The sequence below is a fragment of the Kitasatospora nipponensis genome, assembly GCF_039528135.1.
Taxonomy (GTDB): Bacteria; Actinomycetota; Actinomycetes; order Streptomycetales; family Streptomycetaceae; genus Kitasatospora; species Kitasatospora nipponensis.
This window is the reverse complement of sequence record NZ_BAAALF010001175.1, coordinates 1-515: the sequence shown is the minus strand read 5'-3', so window position 1 is coordinate 515 and position 515 is coordinate 1. Positions and strand designations below refer to the sequence as shown.

At 70.7% G+C, this 515-nt stretch carries 1 pseudogene; it reads right to left on the bottom strand.

The window, feature by feature from the left end:
* A pseudogene (locus tag ABD323_RS45505) lies at window positions 1–515 on the bottom strand (ATP-binding protein); the annotation flags it as partial.

Below are 515 nucleotides of genomic sequence, written 5' to 3'. Positions count from 1 at the left end.
AGCATGTGAGTTCCCCCGCTCACGTGCACATGGGTGGGGCCCTGGACCAGGAGGGTCGCCAGGCCGTCGAAGACGCGCCAGTCACCCACGCTCTTGAGGTCGGCGAGCCGGAACTCCACCGACGTGTCCAGCGCCAGCCACAGCGCCAGGGCCCGCAGCGAGGCGGTCTTGCCCTGGTTCGACAGGCCCGTGATCAGCAGGTGCCGCTGAAGCAGGCTCAACAGGGCGGCGTCCCCGCGCAAGTCCTGGCCCCAGGGGGCGCGGCCGGTGTACAGGTCGGCACTCATGTCCGCGTCGGTGACCAGCGGGGACGGGCCGATCGGCTCGTCCAGCGCACCCGAGTCGGCGATCCACAACCGCACCGTCCGCGCGGCCTGCGGAATGCTGATGAACACCTCGTGCTCGTGCCGGGACAGGTTCTCCGCCAGCTTGCGGCGGCGCTTCTGCACCTCCTCCGTCGACACCCCCGACGGCAAGGCCACGTCGACCTCGACGCCGCATCCGGCGATGCGGAT